Source organism: Pseudomonas sp. UBA7500 (assembly GCF_002478435.1).
In the GTDB taxonomy this organism is placed as follows: Bacteria; Pseudomonadota; Gammaproteobacteria; order Pseudomonadales; family Pseudomonadaceae; genus Aquipseudomonas; species Aquipseudomonas palmensis.
In genome coordinates, this window is record NZ_DLNW01000049.1 from 1 (window position 1) to 13,040 (window position 13,040).

Consider the following 13,040-nt stretch of genomic DNA (forward strand, 5'->3'; position numbering starts at 1 on the left):
AGCTGGCGTGGTTCGAAGGGGCTCAGTAACAACAGCTTCGCCAGCAAGGCTGGCTCCTGCAGGTTCACGCGACCCACTGCAGGGGCCAGCCTTGCTGGCGAAGGGGCCCTTCAACCCCTGCTCAAAAACTGGTCTTGTCCCAAATCCCCCGGCCCACCAGCCGCTCCCGATCATGTCGCGCCGCAAAGTCCTGCAATGGCCCCTTGGGCACGATCCCGTTCGGGTTGATGGTCTTGTGGCTCATGTAATAGTGATGCTGGATATGCTCCATGTTCACCGTCTCGGCCACCCCCGGCCACTGATACAGCTCCCTCAGCCAGTTCGACAGGTTCGGATAATCGGCGATGCGCCGCAGGTTGCACTTGAAGTGCCCGTGATACACCGCATCGAACCGAACCAGCGTGGTGAACAGCCGCCAGTCAGCTTCGGTCAGGTATTCGCCGGCCAGGTAGCGCTGGTCGTTCAGTAGCTTTTCCAGTGCATCCAGCTCGGCAAACAGCTCGTTGAACGCCTGCTCGTAGGCTTTTTGCGTAGTCGCAAAGCCTGCGCGGTACACGCCGTTGTTCACGGCAGGGTAGATCCGCTCGTTCAGTGCATCGATGCTCGCGCGCAGCGGCTCGGGGTAAAGGTCCAGGCGATTGCTGGTCAGCCCGTCGAAGGCGGTGTTGAAGATACGGATGATCTCTGCCGACTCGTTGTTGACGATGCGTTGTTCCTGCTTGTCCCACAGCACCGGCACCGTGACCCGGCCGGTGTAATGCGGGTCGTCGCGGGTGTAGCGCTGATGCAGGAATTCAAGCTGGTCGAGCTTGTCGCCCGTCGAACCCAGGGCTGTGTCGAAGGTCCAGCCGTTCTCGCCCATCAGCCAGCTGACCACCGACACGTCGATCAGCTTGTCCAGGCCCTTGAGCGTGCGAAAGATCAGCGTGCGGTGCGCCCAGGGGCAGGCCAGCGACACATACAGGTGATAGCGCCCGGCGTCGGCTGCGGGCAGCTGATTGCGCCGCTGCGCGTTCTCGCGCTGGAAGGTGCCGTCTTTGCCGCTTTCATACCACTGGTCATGCCAGCGGCCATCGATCAACAGGCCCATGGTGGTCTCCTTGGCGATTCGTTCAACTTGGAGCCCAGTGTACGGGTTCAAGTTCGAACCAATGGCGCAAAGCATCGGCCTGTTTGATCGAAAACCCCGATCAGTCGCCTAGCTCAGGCGTTGATCCCACCACTGCTGCCCCTGCGTGAAGGCGTCCTCTCGGGTTTGCCCCAAGCCGCGTAGCGCCAGCGCCATGCTCGATACAAGAGCCAGTTCACCGTAGCTGTTGCGGGCCTCGCCGCGCCATACCGCCAGCAGGTGCTGCAGGTCGAGGCTGGCCGGCTTCACATGGCGCTGGGCCGACAGCTGCGGCCATTCTTCATCCCAGTCTTGGCCATGGGCAGTGCCGTACAGGTGGCTGGTGGCATCCGGATTGATCTCGATCTCACCGCCGTCACCCTTGACCACAATCGCCGTATCGCCCAGCAGCCGACTGGCTTCGCGGTGTACGGCCTGGTAGCCGGGGTGGAAGATGCTCTGCAGGCCGCACCGCGCCCGCAGCGGGTTGAGCACCCGTGCCAGGGAGTGAATGGGCGAGCGCAGCCCCAGGGTGTTGCGCAGGTCGATCATGTGCTGCAGGCGCGGCGCCCAGTCCTGCAGGGGGATGAACGCGATGCAGTGCTCGTCCAGGGCACTGGCGACGCTGGCCCAGTCGCGGCACAGCGGGATCTGCACCTGTTCCAGCACCTGCTCGGTATACAGGCGCCCGGCGGTGTGAGCGCCGCCGCCGTGCAGCAGGATACGCACGCCGTTTTTCGCAAGGCACTTGGCCGCCAGCAGAAACCACGGAAGGTGGCGCTTCTTGCCCGCATAGCTCGGCCAGTCCAGGTCGACCGCGATGGGCGGTGCCTGTACACGCTGGCGCACGGCTTCGGTGAAGCCGGCCAGCTCCTCGGGGCTCTCCTCCTTGTGACGCAGCAGCATCAGGAAGGCGCCCAGCTGCGTCTGCTCGACCTTGCCGTCCAGCAGCATGCCCATGGCCTCGCGGGCTTCTTCCCGGGTCAGGCCGCGGGCGCCGCGTTTGCCTTTGCCCAAAATGCGCACGAACTGGGCGAAGGGGTGTTCGGCGGGCGTTTCGAGGGTGAGCGGGGTAGGGGCAGTCATATGCAGTTGGTCGGCTTTGGCAGGCCCGCGAGCTTCGCGGCAAGTTTGGCGGGGGTGCCGTTGAACAGGCGGTTCAGGTGCAGGCTGTTGCCTTTGTCCGGGCCCAGCTTCAAGGCGGTGTACTTGATCAGCGGGCGCGTGGCCGGCGACAGCTCGAACTCCTGGTAGAACTGGCGCAGCAGCTCCAGTACCTCCCAGTGTTCGGGAGTCAGTTCCAGGCCTTCGCGCTCGGCCAGGGCTTGTGCCACGGGCTTTGACCAGTCCTTCAGGTCGACCAGGAAGCCGTCCTTGTCCAGGGCGATGTCGCGGTTGTCGAGGCTCAGGGTGCTCATAGCCAGCTGTTGACCTTGTCGTGGTCCAGCGACAGCTGCACGAACGCCGGGTAGTCGATGGCCCGGGCCGCGTCGCTGGAGATGCCGCGGGCTTGCAGGTCTTCTTCCAGCGCAAACAGCCTTGCGCCCAGGTTGGCTTGTTGCAGCGCCTTCAGCGGCTCGCTGCCGGGCTGCAGCGCGTACACCGCGTCGCCGCACAGCAGCAGGCCGTCGTTGCTGCCCAGCAGGCGCAGACAACTGCTCAGGCGGTTATCGCCGAACGGCGAGTGGGAAATGACGTGCAGGGTGCTCATCAGAGGGTTACCACCTGGTCAAAACGGTCGATCAGGGCTGCCAGTGCAGCGTCGTCGAGTACCTCGACGTCCAGTGTCAGGTGTTCAGCGTCCAGGCCGCGCTCGAGCAGGCTGCGGGCGTCGGCGAACAGGGCCTCCACGCCGAACATCGGCAGCGCCTGGAGGTTGGCCGCCAGGTTCTTCTGTTGCAGCTGTGCCGGTTGCTGTGCAGGTGCCAGCTGAAACACGCCGTCATCCAGAAACAGCATGCCCAGCGGCAAGTCGAAGGCGCCGCCGGCCAGGGCGATATCCAGTGCCTCGCGGGCCGACGGGCCGGCCCAGGGGGCCTGGCGGCTGATAATCAGCAATGACTTGGCCATTTCAGTCGCCTCCAAAGCAGACCAGGCGGTCGGCGGTTTGTGCAGCTTCGTGCAACTGACCCAGGCCCGACAGCTCCCACGGCGCGGGCAGGTTCACCGCGGGGCGCTGATAACGCTGGGCTTCTTCGGCGTTCAACACGCCACGGCGCAGGGCGGCGGCGATGCACACCACTGCATCGAGCTGGTGCTCGGTGACGAAGGCACGCCATTGTGCCGGCACGTCCAGCTCATCCTGCGGCGCGACCACGTTGGCCGAGGCGCTGTGCACGCCATCCTGATAGAAAAACAGCCGTACGATCTCGTGCCCGCTGGCCAAGGCAGCCTGGGCGAACAGCAGTGCACGGCGCGAGGAGGGCGCATGGCCGGGGGAAAATACCGCGAGGGCGAACTTCATGGCAGGCTCTGTCAGCAAAACTGCGCCCATGATAAAGCAAAAAGCCCGCGCCTTGTGGGCGCGGGCCTGGTTGGGGCAGCTTGGCAAGCGGCCTCAGTTCTGAGCTTTGGACTCGGGCAGGAACCAGTTCAGCACCAGCGCACAGATGCCACCGGTTGCCACGCCAGACTCCAGCACATTGCGCAGTGCCGATGGCATGTGCGCCAGGAATTCCGGCACCTGCGCCACGCCCAGGCCCAGCGCCAGGGACACCGCGATGATCAGCAGGGCGCGACGGTCCAGGCTGATGCTGGCCAGAATATTGATACCCGAGGCCGCTACGGCACCGAACATCACCATCGCAGCGCCACCCAGCACTGGCTCCGGCACCGCCTGGATCACCCCGGCCACGCTTGGGAACAGCCCCAGTATCACCAGCATTGCGGCAATCCAGATACCGATATGGCGGCTGGCGATACCGGTCAGCTGGATCACGCCGTTGTTCTGCGCGAACACCGAGCTGGGGAAGGTGTTGAATACACCGGCCAGCAGCGAGTTGGCGCCGTTGACCAGCACGCCGCCCTTGATGCGTTGCATCCACAGCGGGCCTTCGACCGGCTGGCGCGACACCTTGCTGGTGGCGGTAACGTCGCCGATGGCTTCCAGCGAAGTCACCAGGTAGATCACCAGCATCGGAATGAACAGCGCCCAGGAGAAACTCAGGCCGAAGTGCAACGGCACCGGCACCTGGAACACGGCGGCTTCATGCATGCCGGTGAAGTCCAGGCGGCCCAGGTAGCCGGCCAGTGCGTAGCCGACGGCCAGCGCGATCACGATCGCGCAACTGCGCATCCACACCACCGGGATGCGGTTGAGTACCACGATGATGGCCAGCACCACGCCGGACAGCAGCAGGTTTTCGCCGTTGGCGAAGGTACCGTTGGCCATGGCGCCGAAACCGCCGCCCATGCTGATCAGGCCCACCTTGATCAGCGTGAGGCCGATCATCAGCACTACTATGCCGGTGACCAGGGGGGTGATCAGGCGTTTCACGAACGGCAGGATGCGCGAAATGCCCATCTCAACGAACGAGCCGGCAATCACCACACCAAAGATCGCCGCCATCACGCCTTCTACGGGCGTACCTTGCTTGACCATCAGCGCGCCGCCGGCGATCAGCGGGCCAACGAAGTTGAAGCTGGTGCCTTGCACGATCAACAGCCCGGCGCCGAAGGGCCCGAAGCGTCGGCATTGCACGAAGGTGGCGATCCCGGAGATCACCAGCGACATCGACACGATCAGGTTGGTATCGCGGGCCGATACGCCGAGTGCCTGGCAGATCAGCAGGCCGGGGGTAACGATAGGCACGATGATCGCCAGCAGGTGCTGCAGGGCAGCGAGCAGGGCGATCAGCGGCCGGGGCCGGTCTTCCAGGCCTAGAACCAGTTCATTGGCCTGTTCGGGCGCTTGTTCGAGTGAGCTCATGGGTGTTGCTGCCCCGGGCAGAAAAAAGGAGCGCATTCTACGGCGCGCGCGGGGATTGGGGTAGTCCAGTTTGCCAGCATTATCTGGCGCTACAGCCCGCGGGGCGTAGGGGTCGGCCTTGCCAGCGAACGAGCGCGAAGCCAGCGCCCCTCAAACGCCACCCACAAAAAAGCCCGCCGAAGCGGGCTTTTTCAACACTCAACCAACCAAGCTCGGATCAGTCGTCCCGACCCATCAGCCCGAACAGTTGCAGCAGGCTGACGAACAGGTTGTAGATCGATACATACAGGCTGATGGTCGCCATGATGTAGTTACGCTCACCACCGTGGATGATGGCGCTGGTCTGGAACAGGATGCACACCGACGAGAACAGCACGAAACCTGCGCTGATCGCCAGTTGCAGGCCGCTGATCTGGAAGAAGAAGCTTGCCAGCACAGCGCCCAGCAGCACGAAGAAGCCTGCGGTGATGAAGCCGCCCAGGAAGCTCATGTCCTTGCGGGTGATCAGCACGTAGGCCGACAGACCACCGAATACCAGTGCGGTCATGGCGAATGCCGAGCTGACCACTTCAGCGCCGCCGGCCATGCCCAGGTAACGGTTGAGGATAGGGCCGAGCAGGAAGCCCATGAAACCGGTCAGCGCGAAGGTGGACACCAGGCCCCATACCGAATCACGCAGCTTGTTGGTGAGGAAGAACAGGCCGTAGAAGCCGATCAGCACCACGAAAATGTTCGGGTAGCCGACGCGCATCTGTTGGGCCACATAGGCCATGACACCACTGAAAGCGAGGGTTATGGCCAGCAGGCCATAGGTGTTGCGCAGGACGCGGCTGACCTCTTGCTGTTCGACCTGCAGGCCGTGGTTGACGGCGTAATCCTGTTCGCGCATGGCGACACTCCTGTGGGTTTGAAACGTTCAGATGCAAAGATCATAACAGAGGCGCGCAGACCAGCCACCTAGAGAGTTTGACAGCTTGTTTCATTTCGGTATTATGGCGCCCGCAATACGAGGAAGCGTGGCCGAGTGGTTTAAGGCAACGGTCTTGAAAACCGTCGATGGGCAACTATCCTAGAGTTCGAATCTCTACGCTTCCGCCACATTCAAAGCCCTGATTAGTCAGGGCTTTTTGCGTTTTTGGGGCATAGTAAAACCACCCATGGGAGCACCCTCGGGAATGGTTTGTTTCGGAAGCGCTTCCGATACTTTCCTTATTTGGTCGGTTTCGCCAGCGCCCCGACGCGGCGATAAACCCGCTCGGTAATGTCGCCCTTGGTATGGCCCAGCAGCAGACTGGCGTGGTCGATATCGGTGATTTCGGAAGCCGCCTTCGGACGGATATCGCGGAACTGGAACTGCCCGATCCGGCCGGCCAGCACCTGGTCGCCGCCGGCGACTGCCTCCTTCACCGCTTCCTCTCTGGCGTCATCCCAACGATGACGGAGCATGGGCGCCGTCACCCGTTTGCCGTTGTCGGTTAGCAGCAGGTATGGCGACCCATGCGAAGCGTTGCGCTCCATAATCTTCCTGATTAGGGCGCCCAGGCTGCTCTCCACGCCATCGACCTCCAGCATGATCCGCAGCTTCTTTTGGGTCTTCTTCTGCTTCACGCCGAGCGTGTTGCCCTCGATGTCGTCCCGCCTCATCACCAGCACGTCCGCCGGACGCTGGCCCGTCAGATACGCCAAGTCCATGGCGTCCTTGAGTTCACTCACTGCTTTCGCATATACCGCGCTCCAGATTGCGTCATTGGCATAGAAGTCTCGCGGTAGCTCCTTGTTCTTGCGCACGCCCTGGCACGGGTTCTCGTTGGTGGTGAGGCCCCATTCCCGGGCGATGTTGAAGATGTGCGACAGGGTGGCGATCTCGCGGTTCGCTCTTACCGGCGCCGTCCTAGCATCGCGATACTTCGCCACATGAGCAGGCGTGATCCCGTCGATTGGCGCCTTTTCGAAGTAATTGCGCAGCTGGCGTATCTCGGCCAGGTTGTCTTTCTGGGTGCGCGCCGCCTTCTTCGGGATTATGTCGCGCTCGTACCGATCGAAGATCGCGCCCATGGTGACCAGGTCCTTCGGTTTTTCTTTCGCCTCCAGTTCAGCCCACTTCAGCCGGGCAATGCTCAAGTCGGTGCCCAGCGGTATTTCCTTCCCATCCTTATCGCGGTAGTAGTAGCTGATCCAAGCCTTTCCCGGGTTCTTCTTGCTCTTGCTGGTGCGCTTGCGCCGGTAAACACCCGGCGGCAAGTCCCTGTTCTCGGTGCTCCTAGGGCGCATTTCACCTCACCTTTGAAATGTCTGGTGTCCATGCGGGGGTAGCGGGTGGAGGCGGCGCAATCGGCACCACTTCAAGCGTCACACCCAGCTTCATGCGGACGTAGTGGCGACCAACCAGCGGTCTGCCGCTTCGGGTTTCAACAAACACCCAGCCTCGCTCTTCGAGCCAGCGGCGCTGATAGCCCCTGGCTTTGTAGCCGGTCAGTTCGGCCAGCTCTTCATCCGAAAGAATTTCGGTTTCCATGGGTAGGCTCCAAGCCGCAGATTGGCGGCAATAGCTCTCCATGCCCGCGCATGTCGGCGGGCTTGAGTTGTAGGGGGGGTTAGGCTGAAGCGGGGCGCTTCATGAAGGTGATCCAGTGCGTCTTTTCGCGCTTGCCGGACTTGTGGCCAAACAGGGGCTTTTCATCGGTGAGGGCCAACAGTTCGCTGACCAGCACCTGGGTTTCGTTCCACTTGAAGATCAGGATTCCTTCAGGTTCCAGTACCCTGAAACACTCGGCGAACCCCTGCCGGATGTCTTCGCGCCAGTCGCTGGTGAGCAGACCGTACTTGGCGCGCATCCAACTGTCGACACCGGCGCGGGTGAGGTGCGGCGGATCGAACACCACCAGACGGAAGGCCGAATCCTCGAAGGGCAACTGCCGGAAGTCCATCAGCACATCCGGCTCAACCTTGAGCACCCGGCCGTCGCAGAGCAGGTGCTCCTCGTCGCGGATGTCGCCGAACAAAGCGCGCTGGTCTTGCTTGTCGAACCACATCATGCGGCTGGCGCTGCACGGATCGAGTACTTTGGCTGCGGCGCTCATCGCGGCCCCCTGTAGATCAGGTAGGCCATATAGGCGAGGGCGATCATGGCATCAGCTCCTTCGGCACCTGGACTGTCCAGCCGGTGATTTTGGTTATGACGGCTCTGCAGATGGCGACGAGTGGAGTCGGGCCCATCAGCCAGTCGGTGGGCTCATTCGGCCGGCTGGGGTAGGCCGTCCAGCCACCCCGCACTGGGCCATCGCCGATCTGATGCTTTGTCTTCAGCGGCCCTCCAAGCACCCAGTTCTCTTGCGGGTTGTACCGCTCGCAGCGTTCGGTTGCTTCGCCGCGGTACTGGACGAACACCCTGGCCGGCGCGCCGTAGTGCGGCTTGGCCACATGCACATCCAGCCCCTCGGCCTTGGCGACCGCCCAGGCCAGTTGCTCGCCCACCAGGTCGGCCGTCTTCAGTTCGATCAGGTCGGTCATGGCGTCACCACTCTACGACCCCACCAGCACACCGGACCGTCGTCGGTGTCGTGGATTGCCAGGCAGAACCAGCCATCACCATCGGGCCGGTAGGGTTCCCAGTAGCTGCAGTCCGGGTCGTGGCTTTCGAAGCACCTGTCAGCTATAGCCTCGTCGGCGTATTCCAGGCTGACCTTGCCGACCTCCAGGCCCTGCTCAGCAATCCAGGCCTTTCACTTGTCGCCATCACCCTCGTCGAAGTCGGGTAGGTCCGGGTGCTGGAACATTCCGTATTCGTCGCGCACGACCGGCGCCGGCTGAATCAGTTTGATTTCTTCAGGCATGACTCTCTCCTGCCGCAGTCCGCAGCAAATGATTGAAGTTGTACGTTTATTTATAGGTGTACAGGTGATGTAGAAGTTACTTAGCCGGTCGTCTGAAATACAAAAAAGAGCTCCCTAACAGGCTGGCCAGACTCACCATTTTGAATACGATCAAGTGCTAACAACCGGAAAAAGGAGTCCGAAATGAGACATCGTGGGGAGTGTTACTGGGCGTGGGCGGATCCTCGATTGCACACCAGAACTCACGACGAAATGCTCGACGACGGTACAACCATCGACGTTCAAGTGAGGCTGTCGAGGACGGGCGCCACACAAATGTTTATAGGTGTGTATGCGGCATGTGGTGTGGCTATTCTCGAAGAGGCTTACGATTCACGCCCGCAAGAATCAATGACACGCGCCTTGGCATGGGGCGTAGGTAGAGCTCGCTGCATTGCAGTCGAGCCGGAACCAGCTCGTGCAGTTGCTAAGCAGGCCTAAATCTCAAGGGATGCGAACCCACCAACTCTGGGCGTAAGCAACGCCTTCGATGATCTCGATTCCTGTAAACGTCGCGCCCAGAGTGGACATACCAGTCATGACTGCTTCATACAAGGGTGGCAAATCAGGCTCGCCCGGGTGAACTCTGAGGATCGACGCCGAGTTTGAAGCCCGACCCAGCGGCGCGAACTCATCCAGGCGTAAATGCACGTCACCGCGGATCGGGTTGAATGCGCGGATCTCCTTCTGGCTACGCGGCACGCCGCGCACGCGCATTGGAACGATGAGGAAGTGCATAGAGAGTACTGTTCAAATAAACAGTATTTTGTTCCCGCATTGCTCGCCCGTCGATGGCGCTTCGTCGGGTGGAGTACAAATGTTCTCCTGCCGGAGTTTTTCGCTACAGGATGGGGTTCGGCTGGAACGCGAGACCCTTTACGGCCTCGCTGTAAATGAACTTGATCTGCTCCCACGGGATCGTGTGACGTTGCGCGTATTCACCTTCGCCATCGCATATTTCGCATCCTTCTGCTGGCTCCTCCAGGTCAATGCATTCCGGGCATTCGCGAGTGACCTTCAGCTTGAACTCACCGAGCAGCAGGGCTTTGGCGCCGTTCTCGGCCGTGAGCCGCCTGGGCATGAGGCAGTAACCGTCTGGGATAGCTGCCACCGGCTCGCCCTGGTGCTGGGCGTGGCCGTAAACGGCAGTCAGCTCAATGCCTTCAGCGCGCAGGTCGTATGCTCGATCTGGATCGCGGGTGAACTCTTGACCGCCATCGTAGACCCAGCCCAAGGGCTGGGCAGCTGTCAGAAGATCGGACAGGCTGATGTCTGGTGCCTTGCACTGGGCGGCATCTATCGCAGCCATTGCCAGGTCGCGATCACGCATACCGGGGACGACCTTCAGCAGGGTGATGCAGGCAGTGGCAGCCTCAACCTGCTGCTCGGTCCAGATACTGCGCTCAACCAGCATGTAGCCTTCGGGCACGCTGACCATCTGTTCGGTGTTGCTGGATCGGTTTTCTGTGGGCATGGGGATACCTCGAGCCATGTCGCGGCTGTGGTTGGAGAGGTGGGTCTGCAGGAATGGAAGGATTGCTGCCATTGCGTGATGGCAATATGATTTCTGCTTTTTGCGCTCAGAGGTGAACGGTGAGTAAGTACATGCCCCTGGCCGATTTTCTTCGGTCCCAGACTGTCAACTCGATTGTGCTGACCTTTGCGCAAATTGATGAGCTAGTGGGCGGGCTGCCACCGGTCGCGAGAAATCACAACGCTTGGTGGGCAAATTCAAGGACCGATGACTCACACACCTGGGCGCATCTTTGGATCGAAGCTGGTTGGGAGCGTAAGTCCCTTGACCTAAGTGCAGAGGTTGTAGTTTTCGAGCGGCATTCACGCAAGCAAGAAAGTTCGCGCTTCTGGTGGGTCAATCATAAACAGACTTACCAAGCCGAACTTGAAGGGGGTTACATCTGGTCACCCACAAAAAATAAAAATGGCGCTCGAAACCAGACATACATCAACCTGACGCTGGTTAGAGGCGGTGACGTTGTTATCTCCTACGCTGGAGGGCGGATTCGGGCTATCGGCGTTGCGACCTCTGTTTATACCGAACAGGCGAAGCCAGAAGCTTTTGGTCAAGCCGGTCAGAATTGGTCGGATACGGGGTGGTTAGTTCCTATCGAGTGGACCGAGTTGGACAAGGCTGTTCTGCCTAAAGATCACATCACTGCTATTACAAGCCTCTTACCTGCGAAAAACTCCCCTTTACAAGCTAATGGCAACGGCAACCAGGGATGTTACCTCGCTAGTATCTCGCCCGAACTTGGCTCCTTCGTTCTCCGCCTATCCGATAGTGTTGGGAGTGCCATTATCGAGCAGGTTCATGAGTTAGAAGACCAGATGAGGGCGGACGAAGCCGAAAGAGAAATCCAGCTCAATCAGGAGCTGGCCACTACTGAGCGCGAGCAACTGGTCCGTTCGCGTGTCGGCCAGGGAGCATTCCGCCTTCAAGTACTGGAGCGTGAGAAGTCGTGCCGACTGACTGGGGTTGCCGATAAGCGCTTCCTGATCGCTAGCCACATCAAGCCGTGGAAGGATTGCTCGAACATTGAGCGTTTGGACGGTAACAATGGACTCATGCTGGCGCCACATGTGGATAAGCTATTTGACCGAGGCTGGATAACGTTCTTGGATGATGGCGAATTGCTAGTTGCCGATGCTGCGAAGGAGGTTGTGTCAGCATGGGGATTGGCGTCTGGCATGAATGTCGGGGCCTTCACGGTTGAGCAGCGAGGCTACTTGAGCCACCACCGGTCTGAGGTATATAAGGGCAAGCAGCAGTGAGACACACAGCCGTTGTCGCGATGCGTCGTGCTCCGGGCCTCGCGACTTCCTACCGCGGGCCTTGGCGTGGCCCTGGCAGCATGGCGAGGCCAATAGGATGTCGTGCGCCGACACTTGCTCCCACCGGGCCTGGTGCAGGTCCTGACAGACGTGCTGCGTTTCTGGCTGGTTGGCGCTGTGCCATTCAACGGCCACCGGCCAGTGGTTCGCCGCCCAGAGAACCTGGACGCCTGCGGCGCGCGCGCCGGTGCTCCATCCGCCGAGGCCGGCGAACAGGTCGATTGCTGTGGTCATGGGGTTTGGTCCTGAGTTAAGCGGCGCTGGAGGTTGCGTGGTGGTATTCCATCCAACCGATTCTCGGCAGCTTCGTCTTGGGGTTAATCACCGGCTTGCCCTTGGCGTCGGTGAGTTCGCATTTGGCCCTGATGCGCAGATCGCGGCACTGGCCTGACTTCCTGGCCAACTCAATGAACTGCTGGGCGTACTGCGGCGCATCGAACAGATGGCTCAGCTGCTTCACCTTCTCGCTGGCCATGATCGCTGCGGCGCGCTGCTCCACGGCCTCATTCCACTCAGCAAGGGTAAGCTGCAGGGGGGGGGGGGCGCCGGCTTTCCCGCTTGGCCTGGTCGTCTTGGTGATCTTCCTGGCCTCGGCCAGCGCTACGTCGGCGGTCATGCCGAAGACTGCGAATGTGCTCATGGTGTTCTCCAGGCAGCCACCAGCCTCGCCGGGGTGGCGTGATTCGTTGAAGTGGGGTATTGCTGTAGGGGAGTGTGTAGATTGACTAAGGACTTTTAATGCTCACAACTATGCTGACCCTAATCGCTGCGGTAGTAGCGGCATACACGGCTGTGCTCAAATCGAAGCACGAGAAGCTATGGCTAGAACGGTACGAAAAGACCGGAGCAGCTCTATTACGAGCCAATACCATCGTAAGGTTTCTTCAGAGTGAGGTTACCGGCGAGTACGAAGTTCATGGCCTTACATCGCATGAGAAGTCGGCGCTTAATAATGGCTGGCCAACTGCCCGATATGAACTCGAACGAGACATGGTTTTGCTCCAACTTCTGTTTGGCAAAGATGACCTGGTGAAAATCGAAACTGCCTGGTACGAGCTCCAGGAACAACTCTTCTATTTGATCGAAGACTCCATGCCGCATGATCGCCCGGAATATATTAAAAAGGCACTTCCTAAGGCTGAGGCGGTGGAGGCAGAACTGGTTGATTTGGGGCGTAAGAAGTGTGTTGACCCGTTCTACACAGGATGGATAGATACTATTAAGCGACGCACAATTTAGATCGACCTGCGCTTCATTTGATCCACCAGCTGAGATGGCACGT

Annotated in this window: 18 protein-coding genes, 1 tRNA gene and 2 pseudogenes; 4 read left to right on the forward strand and 17 right to left on the reverse strand. The window is 60.5% G+C overall.

Annotated elements, in window-relative coordinates:
* Positions 1-121: 121 nt before the first annotated feature.
* The 8 genes from B4I46_RS20920 to B4I46_RS20955 form a co-directional block, all read right to left on the reverse strand.
* Positions 122-1,090 carry a glutathione S-transferase family protein gene (locus B4I46_RS20920; RefSeq protein ID WP_286901667.1) on the reverse strand — a complete coding sequence of 323 codons (969 nt, stop codon included), beginning with the start codon at positions 1,088-1,090 and terminating at the stop codon, positions 122-124.
* 108 nt (positions 1,091-1,198) lie between these two features.
* Complete coding sequence (locus B4I46_RS20925; RefSeq protein ID WP_286901669.1) at positions 1,199-2,194, reverse strand: glycosyl transferase family protein; 996 nt, start codon at positions 2,192-2,194, stop codon at positions 1,199-1,201.
* Positions 2,191-2,526: a TusE/DsrC/DsvC family sulfur relay protein gene (locus tag B4I46_RS20930; RefSeq protein WP_043860841.1), complete on the reverse strand. Its 336-nt coding sequence runs from the start codon at positions 2,524-2,526 to the stop codon at positions 2,191-2,193. Before B4I46_RS20930 ends, B4I46_RS20925 begins: the two co-directional genes overlap by 4 nt.
* Entirely contained in the window at positions 2,523-2,819 is a 297-nt protein-coding gene (gene tusB, locus B4I46_RS20935; protein ID WP_043860840.1) for a sulfurtransferase complex subunit TusB, read from the reverse strand. Before tusB ends, B4I46_RS20930 begins: the two co-directional genes overlap by 4 nt.
* On the reverse strand, positions 2,819-3,178 hold the full coding sequence (gene tusC, locus B4I46_RS20940; protein ID WP_043860839.1) for a sulfurtransferase complex subunit TusC: 360 nt from the start codon (positions 3,176-3,178) through the stop codon (positions 2,819-2,821). The genes tusB and tusC overlap by 1 nt, the downstream gene beginning before the upstream one ends.
* A 1-nt stretch (position 3,179) precedes the next feature.
* Entirely contained in the window at positions 3,180-3,572 is a 393-nt protein-coding gene (gene tusD / locus B4I46_RS20945; protein ID WP_043860838.1) for a sulfurtransferase complex subunit TusD, read from the reverse strand.
* Between the two features lie 93 nt (positions 3,573-3,665).
* Positions 3,666-5,036: a nucleobase:cation symporter-2 family protein gene (locus B4I46_RS20950; RefSeq protein ID WP_043860837.1), complete on the reverse strand. Its 1,371-nt coding sequence runs from the start codon at positions 5,034-5,036 to the stop codon at positions 3,666-3,668.
* Between the two features lie 217 nt (positions 5,037-5,253).
* Positions 5,254-5,925: a Bax inhibitor-1/YccA family protein gene (locus B4I46_RS20955; protein ID WP_043860836.1), complete on the reverse strand. Its 672-nt coding sequence runs from the start codon at positions 5,923-5,925 to the stop codon at positions 5,254-5,256.
* Between the two features lie 121 nt (positions 5,926-6,046).
* Here B4I46_RS20955 and B4I46_RS20960 point away from each other — a divergent pair.
* A tRNA-Ser gene (locus tag B4I46_RS20960) sits at positions 6,047-6,134 on the forward strand.
* Between the two features lie 111 nt (positions 6,135-6,245).
* On the opposite strand, the gene B4I46_RS20965 is transcribed toward B4I46_RS20960, so the two are convergent.
* From B4I46_RS20965 to B4I46_RS20985, 5 genes and pseudogenes are all read right to left on the reverse strand, one after another.
* The gene (locus B4I46_RS20965; RefSeq protein ID WP_286901673.1) at positions 6,246-7,307 is read right to left on the reverse strand and encodes a tyrosine-type recombinase/integrase; all 1,062 of its coding nucleotides are present in this window, start codon (positions 7,305-7,307) and stop codon (positions 6,246-6,248) included.
* A gap of 1 nt (position 7,308) precedes the next feature.
* A complete protein-coding gene (locus B4I46_RS20970; RefSeq protein WP_081315162.1) occupies positions 7,309-7,551 on the reverse strand; it encodes a DUF4224 domain-containing protein in 243 nt (80 codons plus the stop codon).
* Positions 7,552-7,630: 79 nt separating this feature from the next.
* Positions 7,631-8,116 carry a class I SAM-dependent methyltransferase gene (locus tag B4I46_RS20975; protein ID WP_229589442.1) on the reverse strand — a complete coding sequence of 162 codons (486 nt, stop codon included), beginning with the start codon at positions 8,114-8,116 and terminating at the stop codon, positions 7,631-7,633.
* Positions 8,117-8,159: 43 nt separating this feature from the next.
* Positions 8,160-8,546 carry a phage protein NinX family protein gene (locus tag B4I46_RS20980; protein WP_286901675.1) on the reverse strand — a complete coding sequence of 129 codons (387 nt, stop codon included), beginning with the start codon at positions 8,544-8,546 and terminating at the stop codon, positions 8,160-8,162.
* A pseudogene (locus tag B4I46_RS20985) lies at positions 8,543-8,869 on the reverse strand (hypothetical protein). The gene B4I46_RS20980 and the pseudogene B4I46_RS20985 overlap by 4 nt, the downstream one beginning before the upstream one ends.
* A gap of 183 nt (positions 8,870-9,052) precedes the next feature.
* Between B4I46_RS20985 and B4I46_RS20990 the strand changes: the two are divergent.
* On the forward strand, positions 9,053-9,349 hold the full coding sequence (locus B4I46_RS20990; protein ID WP_286901678.1) for a hypothetical protein: 297 nt from the start codon (positions 9,053-9,055) through the stop codon (positions 9,347-9,349).
* A 3-nt stretch (positions 9,350-9,352) separates the two neighbouring features.
* Here B4I46_RS20990 and B4I46_RS20995 read toward each other — a convergent pair whose 3' ends face one another.
* Together B4I46_RS20995 and B4I46_RS21000 are read right to left on the reverse strand one after the other, a co-directional pair.
* On the reverse strand, positions 9,353-9,646 hold the full coding sequence (locus tag B4I46_RS20995; RefSeq protein ID WP_286901679.1) for a hypothetical protein: 294 nt from the start codon (positions 9,644-9,646) through the stop codon (positions 9,353-9,355).
* A gap of 103 nt (positions 9,647-9,749) precedes the next feature.
* Positions 9,750-10,382, reverse strand: coding sequence for a hypothetical protein (locus tag B4I46_RS21000; protein ID WP_286901680.1), 633 nt, complete (start codon positions 10,380-10,382; stop codon positions 9,750-9,752).
* 131 nt (positions 10,383-10,513) lie between these two features.
* On the opposite strand from B4I46_RS21000, the gene B4I46_RS21005 reads away from it, so the two are divergent.
* A complete protein-coding gene (locus B4I46_RS21005) occupies positions 10,514-11,698 on the forward strand; it encodes an HNH endonuclease (protein ID WP_286901681.1) in 1,185 nt (394 codons plus the stop codon).
* A gap of 11 nt (positions 11,699-11,709) precedes the next feature.
* Here the strand turns inward: B4I46_RS21005 and B4I46_RS21010 are convergent.
* Positions 11,710-11,992 (reverse strand): annotated as a pseudogene (locus B4I46_RS21010) (DNA cytosine methyltransferase); the annotation flags it as partial.
* A gap of 16 nt (positions 11,993-12,008) precedes the next feature.
* A complete protein-coding gene (locus B4I46_RS21015; protein WP_286901683.1) occupies positions 12,009-12,398 on the reverse strand; it encodes a hypothetical protein in 390 nt (129 codons plus the stop codon).
* Positions 12,399-12,496: 98 nt separating this feature from the next.
* On the opposite strand from B4I46_RS21015, the gene B4I46_RS21020 reads away from it, so the two are divergent.
* A complete protein-coding gene (locus B4I46_RS21020) occupies positions 12,497-12,997 on the forward strand; it encodes a hypothetical protein (protein WP_286901686.1) in 501 nt (166 codons plus the stop codon).
* The last annotated feature ends 43 nt before the right edge of the window (positions 12,998-13,040 follow it).

What these genes read in the sequence shown, in the direction of transcription:
- B4I46_RS20920 (WP_286901667.1), bottom strand. Translation starts at nt 1,090, where the DNA reads ATGGGCCTGTTGATCGATGGCCGCTGGCATGACCAGTGGTATGAAAGC.
- B4I46_RS20925 (WP_286901669.1), bottom strand. Translation starts at nt 2,194, where the DNA reads ATGACTGCCCCTACCCCGCTCACCCTCGAAACGCCCGCCGAACACCCC.
- B4I46_RS20930 (WP_043860841.1), bottom strand. Translation starts at nt 2,526, where the DNA reads ATGAGCACCCTGAGCCTCGACAACCGCGACATCGCCCTGGACAAGGAC.
- tusB (WP_043860840.1), bottom strand. Translation starts at nt 2,819, where the DNA reads ATGAGCACCCTGCACGTCATTTCCCACTCGCCGTTCGGCGATAACCGC.
- tusC (WP_043860839.1), bottom strand. Translation starts at nt 3,178, where the DNA reads ATGGCCAAGTCATTGCTGATTATCAGCCGCCAGGCCCCCTGGGCCGGC.
- tusD (WP_043860838.1), bottom strand. Translation starts at nt 3,572, where the DNA reads ATGAAGTTCGCCCTCGCGGTATTTTCCCCCGGCCATGCGCCCTCCTCG.
- B4I46_RS20950 (WP_043860837.1), bottom strand. Translation starts at nt 5,036, where the DNA reads ATGAGCTCACTCGAACAAGCGCCCGAACAGGCCAATGAACTGGTTCTA.
- B4I46_RS20955 (WP_043860836.1), bottom strand. Translation starts at nt 5,925, where the DNA reads ATGCGCGAACAGGATTACGCCGTCAACCACGGCCTGCAGGTCGAACAG.
- B4I46_RS20965 (WP_286901673.1), bottom strand. Translation starts at nt 7,307, where the DNA reads ATGCGCCCTAGGAGCACCGAGAACAGGGACTTGCCGCCGGGTGTTTAC.
- B4I46_RS20970 (WP_081315162.1), bottom strand. Translation starts at nt 7,551, where the DNA reads ATGGAAACCGAAATTCTTTCGGATGAAGAGCTGGCCGAACTGACCGGC.
- B4I46_RS20975 (WP_229589442.1), bottom strand. Translation starts at nt 8,116, where the DNA reads ATGAGCGCCGCAGCCAAAGTACTCGATCCGTGCAGCGCCAGCCGCATG.
- B4I46_RS20980 (WP_286901675.1), bottom strand. Translation starts at nt 8,546, where the DNA reads ATGACCGACCTGATCGAACTGAAGACGGCCGACCTGGTGGGCGAGCAA.
- B4I46_RS20990 (WP_286901678.1), top strand. Translation starts at nt 9,053, where the DNA reads ATGAGACATCGTGGGGAGTGTTACTGGGCGTGGGCGGATCCTCGATTG.
- B4I46_RS20995 (WP_286901679.1), bottom strand. Translation starts at nt 9,646, where the DNA reads ATGCACTTCCTCATCGTTCCAATGCGCGTGCGCGGCGTGCCGCGTAGC.
- B4I46_RS21000 (WP_286901680.1), bottom strand. Translation starts at nt 10,382, where the DNA reads ATGCCCACAGAAAACCGATCCAGCAACACCGAACAGATGGTCAGCGTG.
- B4I46_RS21005 (WP_286901681.1), top strand. Translation starts at nt 10,514, where the DNA reads ATGCCCCTGGCCGATTTTCTTCGGTCCCAGACTGTCAACTCGATTGTG.
- B4I46_RS21015 (WP_286901683.1), bottom strand. Translation starts at nt 12,398, where the DNA reads ATGAGCACATTCGCAGTCTTCGGCATGACCGCCGACGTAGCGCTGGCC.
- B4I46_RS21020 (WP_286901686.1), top strand. Translation starts at nt 12,497, where the DNA reads ATGCTCACAACTATGCTGACCCTAATCGCTGCGGTAGTAGCGGCATAC.